We start from the raw sequence: 16,008 nt of genomic DNA, 5'->3' as shown, positions 1-16,008 counted from the left end.
CGTGATGCCTCGGGTGCGCCGGATTCGTGCCTCGAGCCCGGCCGGCAGGCACGGCAGCGAGATCGGTACCCCATTGGGGCCCCTGATCCCGGTGCATCGAGACCCGAGGAGCGAACCCCGACGTGAGCGACAGCGCGATGGCAGCCGAGAATCCCGAGCAGACGCCCGAGGGCGAGGGAACGGCATCGCCGAACGCCCCCGCACCGTCGGAGACCGCAGCGCCCACACCCGATACGGGTGCGCACGTGACGTCGGAGGTCTCCTCGGACCAGCAGTACGGCGCCTCGGACATCACGGTCCTCAAGGGACTCGACGCCGTCCGCAAGCGTCCCGGCATGTACATCGGGTCCACCGGTGAGCGCGGCCTGCACCACATGGTCCAGGAGATCGTCGACAACTCGGTGGACGAGGCGATGGCCGGCTACGGCGACACCATCGAGGTCACCCTGCTGGCCGACGGCGGCGTGAAGGTGGTCGACCACGCCCGCGGCATCCCTGTCGGCATGCATCCCACCGAGGGCAAGCCCACCATCGAGCTCGTGCTGACCCAGCTGCACGCGGGCGGCAAGTTCGGCGGCGGTGGCTACGCCGTCTCCGGCGGTCTGCACGGTGTGGGCTCCTCCGTGGTCAACGCCCTGTCCACGCGCCTCGATGTCGAGGTGCGCCGCGAGGGCCACGTGCACCGCCAGACATACCTGCGCGGCGTCCCCTCGACCGATCTCGTGGAGGGCGAGGAGACCGAGGAGACCGGCACCACCATCACGTTCTGGGCCGACGGCGACATCTTCGACACCGTCGAGTACGACTTCGAGACCCTGCGCAAGCGCTTCCAGCAGATGGCGTTCCTGAACAAGGGACTGCGCATCACCCTGACCGACGAGCGCCCGCAGCCCACCGAGGAGGACGACGACCAGGCGGTCGACGTCGCCCGCGAGGCCGAGGACGCCGCGGAGGGCACGGACCCGAAGGCCCCGCACTCGGTGACCTACCGCTACGAGAACGGACTGCGCGACTTCGTCGCCTACATCAACTCCGTCAAGCGCACCGACATCGTGCACCCGGAGATCATCGACATCGAGGCCGAGGACACCGAGTCCATGATCTCGGTGGAGATCGCCATGCAGTGGACCTCCGCCTACTCCGAGTCGGTGCACACCTACGCCAACACCATCAACACCCATGAGGGCGGCACCCACGAGGAGGGCTTCCGCTCGGCGCTGACCGGTGTGGTCAACCGCTACGCGAAGGCCCAGGGCATCCTCAAGGACAAGGACGCCAACCTCACCGGCGAGGACATCCGCGAGGGCCTGACCGCAGTGGTCTCCGTGAAGCTCGGCGAGCCGCAGTTCGAGGGTCAGACCAAGACCAAGCTCGGCAACACGATCGCCCGCACCTTCGTCTCCAAGGTGATGACCGAGAAGGTGGGCGACTGGTTCGAGTCCCACCCGGGCGAGGCCCGCGACATCGTCCGCAAGGCCCAGAGCGCGGCGCTGGCCCGCGAGGCCGCCCGCAAGGCCCGGGACGCCACCCGCCGCAAGTCGCCGCTCGAGAGCGGCGGCATGCCCGGCAAGCTCAAGGACTGCCAGTCCCGCAACCCCGCCGAGTGCGAGGTGTTCATCGTCGAGGGTGACTCCGCCGGCGGCTCCGCCGTGCAGGGCCGCGACCCGCGCACCCAGGCGATCCTCCCGATCCGCGGCAAGATCCTGAACGTCGAGAGGGCACGGCTGGACCGGGCCCTGGACAACCAGGAGGTGCGCTCGCTGATCACCGCCTTCGGCACCGGCATCGGCGAGGACTTCGACGCCACCAAGCTGCGGTACCACAAGATCATCCTGATGGCCGACGCCGACGTCGACGGCCAGCACATCTGCACGCTGCTGCTGACGCTGCTGTTCCGCTACATGCGTCCGCTGATCGAGCTCGGCCACGTGTTCATCGCGATGCCGCCGCTGTACCGCCTGAAGTGGTCCAACGCCCCGCACGACTACGTCTTCAGCGACGAGGAGCGGGACACCCGCCTGGCCGAGGGCCGCGCGAGCGGCAAGCGGATCCCCAAGGACAACGGCATCCAGCGCTACAAGGGCCTGGGCGAGATGGACTGGCAGGAGCTGCAGACCACCACCATGGACCGCGCCTCCCGCACCCTCAAGCAGGTCACCGTCGACGAGGCGGCCGACGCCGACGCCGTCTTCTCCGTGCTCATGGGGGACGACGTCGAGTCGCGCCGCCGCTTCATCCAGGAGAACGCGAAGGACGTGCGCTTCCTCGACATCTGATCCCTCCGGGCGCGGGAGTGCTCCCGCAGCGCGCGGCCCGAGCGGCCCGCGGCGCCCGTCGGCCCCTGACCGCCGCCTTGGCGGCGACCGCCGATCCCGCGCCCGCCCCCACGACACCGCCGATAGGCCCTCCACGAAAGGCGCCCGCTGATGAGCAACGACGACGAGACCCCCTCGACCCCCGAGGATCCGCAGAACACCGACGACACCGGCGCGGGCGACCTGCCCGACGCCGGTGACGACGCGACCGGCTCCGGCGCCCCCGTCGGCGAGGGCGGCCCGGGGGCCGGCGGCACCCAGATCGAGGGCGCCGAGGCCTCGGATCGCGTGATCACCCTGGTCGACCCGCTCGACGAGGGCGAGGACGACCTGATCACCCAGGTCGACCTGAACCAGGAGATGCAGCGCTCCTTCCTCGACTACGCGATGAGCGTGATCGTGGATCGCGCCCTGCCGGACGTGCGCGACGGCCTCAAGCCCGTGCACCGCCGCATCGTCTACGCCATGTTCGACGGCGGCTACCGCCCCGACCGCTCCTTCTCCAAGTGCGCGAAGGTCGTCGGCGAGGTCATGGGTGGCTACCACCCCCACGGCGACTCCGCGATCTACGACGCCATGGTGCGTCTGGTGCAGCCCTGGAACATGCGCTACCCGCTGATCCTGGGCCAGGGGAACTTCGGCTCCGCGGGCGACGACGGCGCCGCGGCCTCGCGGTACACGGAGTGCAAGATGGCGCCGCTGGCTCTCGAGCTGGTGCGCGACATCAACGAGAACACCGTGGACATGCAGGACAACTACGACGGCACCCTCGAGGAGCCGACGATCCTGCCCGCCCGCTTCCCGAGTCTGCTGTGCAACGGCTCGGCCGGCATCGCCGTGGGCATGGCCACCAACATCCCCCCGCACAACCTGCGCGAGGTCGCCGACGCCGTCCAGTGGCTGCTGACCAACCCCGAGGCCACCAAGGAGGAGCTGCTGGATGCGTGCCTCGCGCGCATCAAGGGCCCCGACTTCCCCTCGGGCGCGACGATCGTGGGCACCCGCGGCATCCAGGACGCCTACCGCACCGGCCGCGGCTCGATCACCCAGCGCGCCGTGGTCTCCACCGAGGAGATCCGTGGGCGGATGGCGCTCGTGATCACCGAGCTGCCCTACCAGGTCAACCCCGACTCGCTCGCCCGCAAGATCGCCGAGCTGGTCAAGCTCGGCAAGCTGCAGGGCATCGCCGACATCAACGACGAGACCTCGGGCCGCACCGGCCAGCGCCTGGTGCTCACCCTCAAGCGCGACGCGGTCGCCAAGGTCGTGCTGAACAACCTGTACAAGCACACGCAGCTGCAGGAGAACTTCAGCGCGAACATGCTCGCCCTGGTGGGCGGCGTGCCGCGCACGCTCTCGCTCGACTCCTTCGTGCGCGAGTGGACCAAGCACCAGCTCGACGTGATCGTGCGCCGCACCCAGTACCGCCTGGACCGCGCCGAGGAGCAGATCCACATCTACCGCGGCTACCTCAAGGCGCTGGACGCGCTGGACGAGGTCATCGCGCTGATCCGCCGCTCCCCGGACGCCGACGAGGCCCGCACCGGTCTGATGGAGCTGCTCGAGATCGACGAGCTCCAGGCCAACGCGATCCTGTCCATGCAGCTGCGTCGCCTGGCCGCCCTGGAGCGCCAGAAGATCATCGAGGAGCACGACCGCCTGCAGGCCCTCATCGAGGAGTACAAGGCGATCCTGGCCTCCCCGCAGCGTCAGCGCGAGATCGTCTCCGAGGAGCTCGCCGCGATGGTCGAGAAGTACGGCGACGACCGCCGCACGGAGATCCTGCCCTTCGACGGCGACATGTCGATGGAGGACCTCATCCCCGAGGAGGACGTGGTCGTCACCATCACCAAGGGCGGCTACGTCAAGCGCACCCGCACCGACCAGTACCGCGCCCAGAAGCGCGGCGGCAAGGGTGTGCGCGGGGCCAGCCTGCGGGCCGACGACGTCGTCCAGCACTTCTTCACCACCACCACTCACCAGTGGCTGCTGTTCTTCACCGACGCCGGTCGGGTCTACCGCGCCAAGGGCTACGAGATCCCCGAGGCGCCGCGTGACGCCAAGGGGCAGCACGTGGCGAACCTGCTGGCCTTCCAGCCCGACGAGCACATCGCCTCGGTGCTCGCGATCTCGAGCTACGAGGACGCCGAGTACCTGGTGCTGGCCACCCGGCGCGGCCTGGTCAAGAAGACCGCGCTCACCCAGTTCGACTCCTCCCGCACCGGCGGCATCATCGCGGTGAACCTGCGCGAGGTCGAGACCGACGAGGGCGTGAAGACCGACGAGCTGGTCGCCGCCCGCGTCGTCAACAGCGACGACCAGCTGCTGCTGGTCTCCCGCAACGGCCAGAGCGTGCGGATGCCCGCGAGCGACGACGTGCTGCGGCCGATGGGCCGCGCCACCAGCGGCGTGACCGGCATGAAGTTCCGCCACGACGACGAGCTGCTGGCCATGGACGTGGTGCGCCCAGGCACGTACGTGGTCACCGTGACCGACGGCGGGTTCGCCAAGCGCTCCGAGATCGACGAGTACCGCGTGCAGGGACGCGGCGGCCTGGGCATCCGCGTCGCCAAGCTCCCCGACGACCGCGGCCACCTGGTCGGAGCGGCCGTCGTCGAGGAGGGCGACGAGCTGCTGGTCGTGATGGAACGCGGCAAGGTGGTGCGCTCGCGCGTCGCCGAGGTGCCCGCCAAGGGCCGCACCACCATGGGCGTGGTGTTCGCCAAGCCCGACAAGAACGACCGCATCATGCTGGTCGCGGTGAGCGCCGAGTCCGACGTCGACCTCGACGAGGCCGAGCCGGAGGACGGCGAGCAAGCCGCAGCGCCCGCCACGACAGAAGGTTCGGAGACGAACGCCGCTGATGCCACGGACGCGTCTGCGGAGGATGCCGGTGTCGATGCTCTAGGCTCGGACGCGTCCGATGACGCGGCGAGCAGCGACGCGCCCACCGGCGACGACGAATCCGAGGAGTGATCCGTGGCAAGCAGCAAGAACGGTTCGACCGGTGCACGTCCGGGTGGTTCGGGCTCCTCGAAGGAGACTCCGACCGCGACGTTCACCCCGACCGATGACACCACGGACTCCGGGTCGCCGTCCGAGCGCTCGAAGGGCTCCGACTCCTCGCGGGGCACGAGCCGCACCGGCGGCTCGGGCTCCGGGAGCTCCAGCAGGACCGGCACGTCCTCGAGCGGCGGCGCCGGCGGCTCCGCCGCGCGCAGCACCGGCGCGAAGAGCACCGGCGCCGCTCGCACCGGTTCCTCGGGCGCCCCGTCGCGGAGTCAGAGCAGCGCGAACCGAGGAGCGAGCCGCTCCCCGGCCAAGACCGCGACGGCGCCGAGCCCGACCGCTCGCACCGGCCCCCGCCGCATCCGCCTGACCCTCTCGCGGATCGACCCCTTCTCGGTCATGAAGATGGCGTTCCTGATCTCGATCGCCGTCGGCATCGCCACCGTCGTCGCGGTCGCCGTGCTGTGGAACCTCGTCGAGGTCATCGGCATCTGGGACAAGATCGACGAGATCGGTCGCGACCTCAACAACGACAAACCGCTGCCGTTCATGGACTACTTCAAGTTCTCCAAGATGATCAGCTACGCGACCATCGCCGCCGTGGTGGACATCGTCATCATCACGGCACTGGGAACCCTGTTGGCGTTCCTCTACAACATCGTCGCCGCCCTGCTGGGCGGGCTGAAGATGACCTTCACCGACGAGTGAGCAGCCCTCCTCGCGCGTGAACGCCCGGTACCGCCTCGAGCGGTGCCGGGCGTTCACGCATGGAGGAGGGTCGGGAGAGGTCGGGAGCGAGCACGTTGCGTGGTCCGGACCGGCGAGCCCTGGGGACCTCAGGTCACGGTGAAGTCCACGCTGTGCCACCCGCTCGCGCCGTTGGGTGCAGGATCCGCCTGCTCGGCGGTCTGGACCTCCCCGGTGCTGTCGATCGCGCGCACGGTCGCCGTGTGCTCCCCGGGCTCGGCGTCGGGCCACCGCAGAGCCCACTGGGTCCAGGTGTCGGTGCTGACCTCCGCGCCGAGCCGGGCGTCCTTCCACGCCCCGTCGTCGATCCGCACCTGCACGCCCGTGATCCCGCGGTGCTGCGCCCAGGCGGTCCCGCCGAGCACGACGGCGCCCTCTCCGTCCCTCTCCAGACGCGCCCGCGCTCGGGGCACGTCGATCCGCGAGGCGGTCTTGATCGGACCGCGATCCGACCATCCACGACTGGTCCAGTACGCGGTGTCGTCGGCGAAGCGGGTCACCATCATCTCCGTCAGCCACTTCGTGGCCGAGACGTAGCCGTAGAGACCGGGCACGACCATCCGGACCGGGTACCCGTGCTCGGGCGGCAGCGGGTTCCCGTTCATGCCCACGGCGATCAGCGCGTCGCGGTCGTCGGTGAGCGCCTCGAGCGGGGTGGAGGCGGTGAAGCCGTCGATCGACCGGGAGAGGACCATGTCGGCACCGTCCTGCACGCCGGCTCGCTCGAGGAGGCGTCGCACCGGCACCCCCAGCCAGGTCGCATTGCCGGCGAGGTCACCGCCGACGGTGTTGGATACGCAGGTGAGCGTCACGTGGGTCTCGGTCATCGGCTCGGCGAGCAGCTGCCCGAGGTCGAGGGTGAGTTCGTGGTCGACCATCCCGCCGATGCGCAGCTGCCAGCTGGTCGGGTCCACCCGCGGCACGGCCAGGGCGGTGTCGATCCGGTAGAAGTCGTCGTTCGGCGTCAGGTACGGCGGCATGCCCGCGAGGTCGATCTGCGCGTCCTCGGGGATCCGCCGCGCGCGGTGCGCCGGGGAGGGCAGCACGAACTGCGCTGCCCTGCGGGCCATCTCCCGGCTGCCGGCGACGGTCTGGGCGCCGACGGCGAGGATCGCCGCGAGAACGCCGCTGCCCAGGATCACGGCCCGCCGTGGAGGGGCCGACGGGGGCGCGGTGGTGACTCGTGCTGGAGATGCGCGGGCAACACGCAGCAGCGCCAGCAGACTCGGGACGGCCACCGCTGTGCCGAGCAGGGTGGGGATCAGGTCCGCGGCGGTGTTCTGGGCGCGGGCGCCCACCGTGATGCCCGCGAAGGCTCCGAGGGCCACCAGGATTAGGGCGCCGAGCACGGGACGGCGGGCACCGAGCAGACCGGCCGCCCCGGTCAGCACCGCGTAGACCACGAGCATGCTGATGCCCAGCACGAGTTTGTCGCGGGTGCCGAACAGACCGATCACCAGGTCCTTGAGCGACCCCGGGACGATGTCGACGAAGGCGCTCCCCACCGCCACCAGCGGCGAGGAGGACGAGCTGAACACCAGGGACAGCGCTCCGGAGACCGCGAGCAGCACGATCCCGGAGACGATCCCGGCGAGGACGGACCACCAGGGGAGATGGTCGCGAGGGCCGTCGTCGGGGCGTGGTGGATGCGCGGTGTGCGGGGTGGAGGGAGCTGCCATGGTCCGCCGTTCCTCCCCGTCCGCCGGTCCCCGTCTGCCGGGACCTCCTGGTGCGAGTCTTCGCCTCGAACCGCCTCGCGTCGAGACCTGTGATGGAACCGTGAGGTTGGGAACCCAGAGCTGACCGCGTCGCGCACCCCTGTGACGTCCGGTACAGGGTCCCGGCCCGGTTGGACGCCGCTGTACGCACTTCGCTAGAGTTGAGCGTCGGTACGGACCGGATCCCCGGACCGTGGCGCACGGGCCTATAGCTCAGTCGGTTAGAGCGCTGTCCTGATAAGACAGAGGTCACTGGTTCAAGTCCAGTTAGGCCCACTCACATTGTTTCGGAGGTTCCGATGAAGAAGCTGCTGACCTACACCGCGGTCCTGGCCACCAGCACCGTCGCCGGTCTGCTGGTGTGGCGCAAGGTCGAGTCCGACAAGCTCGAGAACGACCTGTGGGCCGAGGCCGAGCGGGTCAGCGAGCAGGAGCAGCCGAAGGCCTGAGACCAGACGTCGATCGGATGCACAATCCAATACGGGGACTTAGCTCAGTTGGTAGAGCGGTAGCTTTGCAAGCTTCAGGTCAGGGGTTCGATCCCCCTAGTCTCCACCACGTAGCAGCTCAGAGGCCGTTCCCCACCGGGGAGCGGCCTCTTCTGTAGGGCCCTCGGCGTGCGTCATCAGGAACTGCTGATGGCCGAGGCCACGCCTGGCGGCCGAGGGAGGGGCGAGCCCCACGTTTCCATCGAGAGCGGCAAGCCGTCGGCCCCGTGGTGCTGCTCCCCTGAGGCCGGAACCACCCGTCAGCAATGACAGCGCTGGTCCAGCGCCCCTCCCGCGAACTCTCTGCGATCACCTCGTACCCGGCGGCATGATGGAGGCCCACAGGACGAGGCGAAGGGGCCTTCGATGATCACGCGACTGCTCGGACAGTGCACGGTGACCGATCTCGGGCGCGCCGAGGAGTGGTACTCCCGGCTGTTGGACGGAGGTCCGGAAGCGCGCCCGATGCCCGGCTTGCTCGAATGGCATCTCGCCGAGACGTTCGGACTCCAGGTCTGGTCGGAGCCGGAACGCGCCGGCTCGTCGTCGGTGGTGCTCGAGGTCGAGGATCTCGACGCCGAGGTGGCCCGCCTGGACTCGGTGGGGATCGAGCACGACGGTCTTCAGCCCGGGGGCGGGGCGCGCATCCTTCCGCTCATCGATCCGGACGGCAACCGGGTGGTGCTGAGCGGAGCGTGACCCGCAGGGTGATCAGTCCTGGATGTCGAGCTCCTCGAGAGCGATCTGCATGTGGTGGAGCACCCGCAGGGTGGAATCCACCTCCTCGGCAGTGAGATCGCCGCCGACGCGGGTCATCAGGTCGTGTTCGCGATCTGTGACGGCCGTGATCGCCAGGCGTCCACCGTTCGTGAGCCGGACCAGAGAGGAACGCCGGTGCGCCGGGTTCTCCGCCAGCTCGACGAAGCCCTCGCGGGCGGCATCGTTCACCATGCGCTGGACGAACTGGCGGCTGAGGTCCTGGGCGCGAGCGAGCTGGGGGACGGTGCGCTCGCCGTCACGGCGCAGCTGGTCGAGCACGTTGCGGACTCCCGTGGACATCCCCATCGCGCCTTCGCTGCGCTCCACGATGCGCGCCACCGTTCGGTACACGGGGCCGATGGCGACGTAGACCTCCGCCAGTCGTTCGGCCAGGGCATCGGGTCCCAAGGGGTGAGGAGCGCTCATCCCACCGATTATGACACCTTGGTTGTCATATTCGAGACAACATGACACCCTGGTTGTCATGATAGCGACGATGCATCATCTCGAGCTCGCCGACCAGACGATCTCCTACCTCGACGTCCCGGCGGCGCAGCCGGCCCGCGCTGCGGCTGCGCCCGATCCGATCGTGCTGCTCCACGGAGAGGCCGTCGACCACCGCATGTGGGGCCCTCAGCTCGATAGCTTCCCGGGTCGGCGGATCCTCGTCCCCGACGCCCGGGGACACGGGGAGTCCTCCGATGCCGAGGCGCCCTACCGACTGGCCGACGACGTCGTCGCCCTCCTCGACGCCCTTCGCGTCCCGTCGGCGGTGCTGGTCGGCCTCTCGATGGGCGGCGGCACGGCGGTCGACGTGGCGCTCGAGCACCCCGAGAGGGCCTCGGCCCTGGTGGTGAGCGGTACCGGGAGCAGCGAGCCCGAGTTCACCGACCCCTGGTGCCTCGATGTGTTCCGTCGCTGGAAGGAGGCCGAGACGGCCGGCGATCTCGACGTCTGGATCTCGGTCTTCACCGAGTTCACCGTCGGTCCGAGTCGGACCCGTGCGGACGTCGATCCGGGGATCATCGAGCTGGTGGAGTCGATGGCGAGGGACACCGTCATGCATCATCTGCGCGTCGACGATCACGGGATCCCGATCCCCCCGATCCCCTGCACTCCCGTCATCGACACCTGGAAACGGCTGCACCGCATCGACGTCCCGGTGCTCGCGCTCTGCGGCGCCCTGGACGGCGAGGACCATCGTCGGATGGGCAGGCGACTGGCGGACTCGGTCGGTCGCGGCAGGTACGTGGAGGTGCCGGCCTCCGCGCACTACCCGAACCTGGAACAGCCGGGGGTCTTCGACGTAGAAGTCGCTCGCTTCCTGCGGTGATGCTTGCGCACACGTCGGCGACGGGTGAGCCGTTCGTCCCTCAGTCCGGCACCACCACGGCCCGGTCGCGCCCGGGGTGCCGCCAGGCTTCCTCCACGCGGCTGAACGGGTAGGCGGTGTACGGGACGTCGATGGTGCCGTCGGCGATCATCCCGATCAGGCGGGGGAGCTTCGTCATCAGGTGTTCCGTGCTCACCGAGCCGGCGCCGCTGCCGCGCAGCGTGATCCGGCGGCTGCGCAGCACGCTCGCCGGCACGGCCGCGTCCTCGCCTGCGAGGCTCCCGATCTGCACGTAGGAGATGTCGGCCTGGTCGTCCTCGAGCCCGTGCGTCCGGAAGGCGGCGAAGGCGGCCTCGGCGACCGGGCCCCAGACGAAGTCGAGGACGAGGGAGGGCGTGGACCGGGCGACCGCCGCGTCGAGATCGGCCGTGCCGTCGGCGATCGAGACCGCGCGTGCGCCCAGGTCCTGCAGCTGCGAGAGGGCCTCGGCGTCCCGGCCGACGGCGATCACCTCGCTCGCACCGAGCGCCAGGGCGGACTGCACGGCGGCCCGCCCGGCCATGCCGGTCGCCCCGAGCGCGAGGATGGTGGCGAGCTCCCCGCGCTGCTCGAGATGGGACTCGAGCGGGAGGAAGCCCGACATCGCGGGATTGATCCCGGCGGCGACCGCGAGGGGATCGGCACCGTCAGGAAGCGGCAGGGCGACCCGGGTGGCCATCTGCTCGGCCATGGTGCCCCAGGGGGACCGGGCGAACCCGGTGTACACGAGGTCACCCGCGGAGGTTCGCGCGACGGCGTCGACACCGGGCACGAGCGGGTAGGCGCCGGTGCTGCCGTAGTGACGACCGCTCGCGAGCGCCTTCACGACCTGGTGCACACCCGCGCCGACCAGCGTCATCTCCTGCTCGCCGGGCTGTGCCTCGGGACTCGGAAAGTCGGCCGCGCGAGGCGCGGCATCGGCAGATGGAAGGACGACAGCACGCATCAGAGACTCCTTAACTAAGTTCAATACGTGGGGCCGATAATCCTTGAACTTTGTTAAGGTGTCAAGCATGGCGAAAGGGATCACCAGGCAGCGCATCGTCGAGGCGGCGCTCGAGGTGCTCGACGAAGGCGGAGCCGACGCGGTCACCGTTCGCGCGGTCGCCACTCGTCTCGATGTGAAAGCCCCCGCGCTGTACTGGCACGTCGCCGGGAAGCAGGAGCTCCTGGACGAGATGGCCACGGAGATCCAGCGCCGGGTCCAGGCGGCCTTCGAGCCCGAGGCCGCCACAGGCCCGCTCTCGGGTCTGGCCTCCTACGCCCGCGCCGTGCGGCACGAGTACCTGCTGCACCGCGACGGCGCCCGCACCTTCAGCGGCACACGCCTGACGGACCCCGAGGTGCTGCGGGCCCAGGAGCCGTGGCTCGAGGCCTGGACCGCCGGTGGTGCGACGCTCGCCGAGGTGCGCACGGCCGCGGAACTCGTGACCGCGTTCGTGGTCGGCTTCGTGATCGAGGAGCAGGAGCGCGCACAGTCCGCGGCCGAGGACCCCTCGCGCTACGACGTCGCCGAGCGCGACGCCTTCGTCGGCGAGGACTCGCCGCTGGTGCGCGAGACCGGACACCTGGTCACCGATCCCGAGTCGCGGTTCGAGACCCAGCTGGGGGTCGTGATGGCGGGGGTCGAAGGGCTGCTCGGGGGCTAGGGATCGGAGCCGGTGCCTGCGCACCATGAGCCTGAACTCCCGTGCCGGCGGTCTCGTGTCGGTGGCCTCGTGTCGGCCGGCCGTGAGGCCGGAGCAGCGACCCTCACACCTTCTCCTCGGATGCTGCGCAGGATCCTTCCCCGGCCTGCGCGATCTGCGCGCCACGCTGCTGAGCTCCCTCCCTACGCTCGTCCTCATGGGGGATACCGAGGGACGGACCAGGACCGCGCACGAGAGCGCGAAGGTCGGCGACCGGATGCCGCGCGCTCGTCCTTTCACGGCGCTCGAGCAGCGCATCGACGACTGGGCGCACCGACGCACGCAGGCGCTCGCCGCCGGAGCGGGGCCCTGGCGTGCACGCGTTCTCGAGCTCGTGGTGTTCACCCTCAAGCAGGCGTGGGCATGTGTCTTCGGTGCCTCGATGCTCGCCCTGCTCGTGATCGCGAAGCTCGCCTACCCCGACGATCTCCTGCTCGCGCGATCGGACGCCCTGGTGCTCGCCGCGCTCACCCTGCAGATCCTCATGCTCGCCTTCCGTCTCGAGACCGCGCGGGAGATGGGGACGATCCTGCTCTTCCACGTCGTCGGCACCGCGATGGAGGTCTTCAAGACGCACGTGGGCTCCTGGCAGTACGAGCCCGACGGTCTGCTGCGCATCGGTGCCGTCCCGCTCTACACGGGGTTCATGTACGCAGCCGTCGGCTCGTACATGGTGCGGGTGATGCGACTGTTCGACCTGACCTTCACCCGCTACCCGCCCCGCTGGGTGACCGCGCTGGTCGCCGCGGCGATCTACGCGAACTTCTTCACGCACCACTTCCTGCCCGACGCCCGCTGGGTGCTCCTCGCGGCGGTGGCGCTCTTGTACGGGCGCTGCGTCATGTCCTTCCGCAACCACCGCAGCGGCAGGGTGCGTCGGATGCCGGTGCTCGCCGCCTTCGCGGGCACCGCCTTCTTACTCTGGGTCGCCGAGAACATCGGCACCGCCGCCGGTGCCTGGGTCTATCCCAGCCAGCAGGCGGGGTGGGAGATGGTGCCGCTGACCAAGATGGTCGCCTGGCTGCTGCTGATGATGATCTCGGTGGTTCTGGTGACACTGGTCCACCGGCCCACTGATGGAAATGTCGATGAGGTGCGGAGTGCGTGGCCGGGTCGATCTGAACGAGTCAGTCTCGAAAACTCATCGACGCTGCGTGGTGAAAGCGCGACACAGCGCATGATCCCGGTGCGACACTTCGGGTATGGACTCGATTCCCACCATCACGTCGTGGACGCTGCAACAGGAAATTCCGGTGCCGGACGACATAACGGATCTGCTCGTCGAGGGTGAGCGGGGTGTTGCTGCGTTCAAGACGTTCCGGGACTCGGCGGTTTTCACGACGAAACGACTGATCGTGCGTGACGCTCAGGGCGTGACGGGGAAGAAGGTGGAGATCTACTCCCTTCCATACTCGAGCATCTTTATGTGGTCTTCGGAGAACGCCGGAGGGTTTCTCGATGTCAACTCCGAGCTAGAGCTCTGGACCAAGGCGGGGCACATCAAAGTCCTGTTGAAGAAGGGCGCTGACATCCGGCGCCTCGACTCCCTCATCGCCTGGGCAGTTCTCCAGGGGAGCTGACGGCGTCCTGGGCTGCGCTCAGGGCCTCGCTCCGCGCAGGAACTGCGTGACGGCGGTGTCGGTCAGTGCCTCGAGCTGCTCGCCCGGCACGAACCCGGCGTTGGTCATCGTGGCGATGCCCTGCAGGGTCGCGAACAGCACCATGCACGTCTCGGTGGGGTCCTCACCGCCGAGAGCTCCTTCGTCCTGCCCCTGCTTCAGCAGGTCGAACACCATCCGGAAGGCCGCCTCGGACGCCTCGACGATCCCCTCGGCACCGGGTCGATGCTTGCTCGAGTACATGAGCTCGAGCAGAGCGGCGTTCTCGGTCGCGAAGCGGGTGTAGGCCCTGGCGACAGCGTGGAGGCGGGACGGGAAGTCCGCGGCGACAGCGTCGATGGCCTGGCGGATCTGTTCGTCCAGGCGGACGAAACCCGAGATCGCGAGGGCATCCAGGAGCGCCTGGCGGTCCGGGAAGTGCCGGCGGGGCGCCCCGTGGCTGACCCCGATCTCCCGGGCGAGATCACGCAACGAGATGCCGTCCGCGCCGTGCTCGGCGAGGCTCGCCTCGGCGGCTTCGAGCAGGGCGGCGCGGAGGTTGCCGTGGTGGTACGGACGGTCATCGAGCAGCTCGGTCACCCCACCAGGATAGAGCCATCTAGCCATTGACTACTATGTAGCCACTGCCTACCATGTTGCTCATGACTACTTTTACTCGCGAGAGCGTTCCGGACCAGACCGGCCGGACCATCATCGTCACTGGTGCCAACAGCGGGATCGGCCGCCAGGCCGCTCAGGTCCTCGCGGATCGGGGAGCCCGCGTGATCCTGGCGGTGCGATCGATCGAGAAAGGTCAGGCTGCAGCGGCCACGATGCGTGGTGACGTGGAAGTGCGTCGGCTGGACCTGTCCGACCTCGCCTCGGTGCGATCCTTCGCGCAGGAAGCCCCGGAGGTCATCGACGTCCTGATCAACAATGCCGGCGTCATGGTGCCGCCGTACTCGCGCACGACCGACGGGTTCGAGCTCCAGATGGGCACCAATCACTTCGGCCACTTCGCGCTCACCAATCTCCTCCTCGATCGGATCACTGACCGCATCGTCACGGTGTCCTCCATGGGCCATCGGTTCGGCCGTATCGACTTCGAGGACCTGGACTGGAAGCGGAGGAGCTACCGACCGATGCGTGCCTACGGCCAGTCCAAGCTCGCGAACCTCCTGTTCACGGCCGAGCTCCAGCGACGTCTGACCGCGAGTGGTTCCTCGGTGATCGCCGTGGCGGCGCACCCGGGGGCGGCAGCCACGAACCTTCTGCGCATCCCCGAGGAGCACAAGCTGCGCGCCCGCGTCGCCCAGACGGCGACCCGGCTGATCTCGCAGAGCGAGGAGGACGGTGCGCTTCCTTCGCTCTTTGCCGCTGTCGGCGAGATCCCCGGCAACAGCTACGCAGGCCCCGGTGGTCTTCTCGAGCAGCAGGGAACGCCGGTGCTCGTCGGCCGATCCGCGCGAGCCCGGGACCCCGAGGTCGCGAAGCGGCTGTGGACCGTCTCCGAGGAGCGCACGGGCGTCACCTTCCCCGCCCTCACGGCCTCGACCCGGTGAGGAACCGCCCGGGAGCCAGGAGGCGGACCGCCGCCGCTGGCTCCCGGGCCGTGAGCCGCCCTCACTCGAGCGGATTCGCCTGTGGCGGCAGCGCCTCGATGAGCGGGTGGTCCTTGTCGATCACGCCGGTCTTGGCGGCGCCGCCCGGGGCGCCGATCTCGTCGAAGAACTCGACGTTGGCGGTGTAGTAGTCGGCCCACTCGTCGGGGACGTCGTCCTCGTAGTAGATCGCCTCGACGGGGCAGACGGGCTCACACGCTCCGCAGTCCACGCACTCGTCGGGCTGGATGTACAGGGAGCGGCCGCCCTCGTAGATGCAGTCCACGGGGCATTCGTCCACGCACGCCCTGTCCTTGACGTCGACGCAGGGCAGAGCGATCACGTAGGTCACGGGGGTCCTCCCGATCCGTCCGGGGCTGTTCGTTCGGGCCGTCGTCCCGGGTGCCCGAACTGGTCGCTCGGTCCCGGCGTCCTCGCTGGCTCCCACGACCGTAGAACTTCAAGCAGGCGTGAGGTCAATGCCGGATCGCCGGTCGGCCTCGGATCGCGGCGCTGCGGCGGCGAGTACCGCGGATCCTTGAACGCTCTCGGTGGGGGTTACCTTGACCTCAAGCGCACATGAGGTTCTACCGTCGGAGCCGTCCCTGTCAGCCAGAGGAGAGGAATCCACGATGGCGGAGTACACGCTTCCCGATCTCGATTACGACTACGCGGCGCTCGAGCCGCACATCTCCGGCCGGATCATGGAGCTG

15 protein-coding genes, 2 tRNA genes and 1 pseudogene are annotated in these 16,008 nt (G+C 69.2%); 13 read left to right on the top strand and 5 right to left on the bottom strand.

Going from position 1 to position 16,008, the window contains the following annotated elements:
• Positions 1-137: 137 nt before the first annotated feature.
• From gyrB to DEO23_RS08935, 3 genes are all read left to right on the top strand, one after another.
• Entirely contained in the window at positions 138-2,276 is a 2,139-nt protein-coding gene (gyrB, locus tag DEO23_RS08945; RefSeq protein ID WP_109275961.1) for a DNA topoisomerase (ATP-hydrolyzing) subunit B, read from the top strand.
• A 150-nt stretch (positions 2,277-2,426) separates the two neighbouring features.
• Complete coding sequence (gene gyrA / locus DEO23_RS08940) at positions 2,427-5,291, top strand: DNA gyrase subunit A (RefSeq protein WP_109275696.1); 2,865 nt, start codon at positions 2,427-2,429, stop codon at positions 5,289-5,291.
• Between the two features lie 3 nt (positions 5,292-5,294).
• Positions 5,295-6,032, top strand: a complete 738-nt coding sequence (locus tag DEO23_RS08935) for a DUF3566 domain-containing protein (protein WP_109275695.1) — start codon at positions 5,295-5,297, stop codon at positions 6,030-6,032.
• A 128-nt stretch (positions 6,033-6,160) separates the two neighbouring features.
• Here the strand turns inward: DEO23_RS08935 and DEO23_RS08930 are convergent, their stop codons facing one another.
• On the bottom strand, positions 6,161-7,750 hold the full coding sequence (locus tag DEO23_RS08930; RefSeq protein ID WP_109275694.1) for a molybdopterin-dependent oxidoreductase: 1,590 nt from the start codon (positions 7,748-7,750) through the stop codon (positions 6,161-6,163).
• Between the two features lie 241 nt (positions 7,751-7,991).
• On the opposite strand from DEO23_RS08930, the gene DEO23_RS08925 reads away from it, so the two are divergent.
• The 4 genes from DEO23_RS08925 to DEO23_RS08915 all read left to right on the top strand — a co-directional run bounded on the left by DEO23_RS08925 (position 7,992) and on the right by DEO23_RS08915 (position 8,976).
• Positions 7,992-8,065 (top strand) — tRNA-Ile (locus DEO23_RS08925).
• A 23-nt stretch (positions 8,066-8,088) separates the two neighbouring features.
• Complete coding sequence (locus DEO23_RS16085; protein WP_165831787.1) at positions 8,089-8,238, top strand: DLW-39 family protein; 150 nt, start codon at positions 8,089-8,091, stop codon at positions 8,236-8,238.
• A 33-nt stretch (positions 8,239-8,271) separates the two neighbouring features.
• A tRNA-Ala gene (locus tag DEO23_RS08920) sits at positions 8,272-8,347 on the top strand.
• A 296-nt stretch (positions 8,348-8,643) separates the two neighbouring features.
• Positions 8,644-8,976, top strand: a complete 333-nt coding sequence (locus DEO23_RS08915) for a VOC family protein (protein ID WP_109275693.1) — start codon at positions 8,644-8,646, stop codon at positions 8,974-8,976.
• Positions 8,977-8,988: 12 nt separating this feature from the next.
• Here the strand turns inward: DEO23_RS08915 and DEO23_RS08910 are convergent, their stop codons facing one another.
• Entirely contained in the window at positions 8,989-9,462 is a 474-nt protein-coding gene (locus DEO23_RS08910; protein WP_109275692.1) for a MarR family winged helix-turn-helix transcriptional regulator, read from the bottom strand.
• Between the two features lie 70 nt (positions 9,463-9,532).
• Here DEO23_RS08910 and DEO23_RS08905 point away from each other — a divergent pair, with 70 nt between their 5' ends.
• Positions 9,533-10,369 (top strand): alpha/beta fold hydrolase, encoded by an 837-nt coding sequence (locus DEO23_RS08905; protein WP_109275691.1) that lies wholly within the window; start codon positions 9,533-9,535, stop codon positions 10,367-10,369.
• Between the two features lie 40 nt (positions 10,370-10,409).
• Here DEO23_RS08905 and DEO23_RS08900 read toward each other — a convergent pair whose 3' ends face one another.
• On the bottom strand, positions 10,410-11,354 hold the full coding sequence (locus DEO23_RS08900; RefSeq protein WP_205678918.1) for a quinone oxidoreductase family protein: 945 nt from the start codon (positions 11,352-11,354) through the stop codon (positions 10,410-10,412).
• Between the two features lie 67 nt (positions 11,355-11,421).
• Between DEO23_RS08900 and DEO23_RS08895 the strand changes: the two genes are divergently transcribed.
• The 3 genes from DEO23_RS08895 (at position 11,422) to DEO23_RS08885 (ending at position 13,676) form a co-directional block, all read left to right on the top strand.
• Complete coding sequence (locus DEO23_RS08895; RefSeq protein WP_109275689.1) at positions 11,422-12,057, top strand: TetR/AcrR family transcriptional regulator C-terminal domain-containing protein; 636 nt, start codon at positions 11,422-11,424, stop codon at positions 12,055-12,057.
• A gap of 196 nt (positions 12,058-12,253) precedes the next feature.
• Positions 12,254-13,387 carry a DUF817 domain-containing protein gene (locus tag DEO23_RS08890; protein WP_338067830.1) on the top strand — a complete coding sequence of 378 codons (1,134 nt, stop codon included), beginning with the start codon at positions 12,254-12,256 and terminating at the stop codon, positions 13,385-13,387.
• Complete coding sequence (locus DEO23_RS08885) at positions 13,299-13,676, top strand: PH domain-containing protein (protein ID WP_109275688.1); 378 nt, start codon at positions 13,299-13,301, stop codon at positions 13,674-13,676. Before DEO23_RS08890 ends, DEO23_RS08885 begins: the two co-directional genes overlap by 89 nt.
• A gap of 18 nt (positions 13,677-13,694) precedes the next feature.
• On the opposite strand, the gene DEO23_RS08880 is transcribed toward DEO23_RS08885, so the two are convergent.
• A complete protein-coding gene (locus DEO23_RS08880) occupies positions 13,695-14,294 on the bottom strand; it encodes a TetR/AcrR family transcriptional regulator (protein ID WP_109275687.1) in 600 nt (199 codons plus the stop codon).
• Positions 14,295-14,356: 62 nt separating this feature from the next.
• On the opposite strand from DEO23_RS08880, the gene DEO23_RS08875 reads away from it, so the two are divergent.
• Positions 14,357-15,256: an oxidoreductase gene (locus DEO23_RS08875; RefSeq protein WP_109275686.1), complete on the top strand. Its 900-nt coding sequence runs from the start codon at positions 14,357-14,359 to the stop codon at positions 15,254-15,256.
• Between the two features lie 61 nt (positions 15,257-15,317).
• Here DEO23_RS08875 and fdxA read toward each other — a convergent pair whose 3' ends face one another.
• Positions 15,318-15,647 carry a ferredoxin gene (gene fdxA / locus DEO23_RS08870; protein ID WP_109275685.1) on the bottom strand — a complete coding sequence of 110 codons (330 nt, stop codon included), beginning with the start codon at positions 15,645-15,647 and terminating at the stop codon, positions 15,318-15,320.
• Between the two features lie 280 nt (positions 15,648-15,927).
• Here fdxA and DEO23_RS08865 point away from each other — a divergent pair.
• A pseudogene (locus tag DEO23_RS08865) lies at positions 15,928-16,008 on the top strand (superoxide dismutase); the annotation flags it as partial.

It is taken from the genome of Brachybacterium endophyticum (assembly GCF_003130585.1).
GTDB lineage: Bacteria > Actinomycetota > Actinomycetes > Actinomycetales > Dermabacteraceae > Brachybacterium > Brachybacterium endophyticum.
Note: the sequence above shows the minus strand (reverse complement) of the source record. Positions and strands in the feature narration are given on the sequence as shown.